This is a genomic window from Rothia sp. HMSC069C03, from assembly GCF_001811075.1.
GTDB lineage: Bacteria > Actinomycetota > Actinomycetes > Actinomycetales > Micrococcaceae > Rothia > Rothia mucilaginosa.
This window is the reverse complement of the sequence record NZ_KZ627120.1, coordinates 1-425: the sequence shown is the minus strand read 5'-3', so window position 1 is coordinate 425 and position 425 is coordinate 1. Positions and strand designations below refer to the sequence as shown.

The window sequence follows — 425 nt, the reverse complement described above, 5'->3', positions numbered from 1 at the left end:
TATGAACTGACTGTGCGTGAAAATCTTCTTCTGGGTTTGCCTCAGGCGGCGGTTGAGCGTCTTGGTGATGCTGATTTGTGGTCGGCTTTGTCGGTGGCTTGTGCTGATGATTTTGTGCGTGGTCTTGAGGGTGGTTTGGATGCTCAGTTGGGTGAGTCGTTTGGTGGTGTTGGTCTTTCGGGTGGTCAGTGGCAGCGTTTGGCGTTGGCGCGTGTGGTTCTTCGGGATGCGCCGGTGTGGGTGTTGGATGAGCCGACCAGTGCTGTGGATGCTGAGACTGAGGAGGAGATTTTTGCTCGGTTGAAGGTGGCTGCTGTTGGGCGTTTGGTGGTGTTGGTGTCTCATCGTGCGTGGACGTTGCGTGGTGTTGATTCTGTGGTGGTGTTGGATGGTGGGTGTGTGGTGGAGCAAGGAACCTACCGGGA

At 55.8% G+C, this 425-nt stretch carries 1 protein-coding gene; it reads left to right on the top strand.

Annotation, left to right across the window (positions count from 1 at the left end; translation table 11 throughout):
* Positions 1-12: 12 nt before the first annotated feature.
* Positions 13-425 (top strand): ATP-binding cassette domain-containing protein (locus HMPREF2779_RS00360; RefSeq protein ID WP_233992152.1); only part of this gene is annotated, 413 nt, incomplete at its 3' end.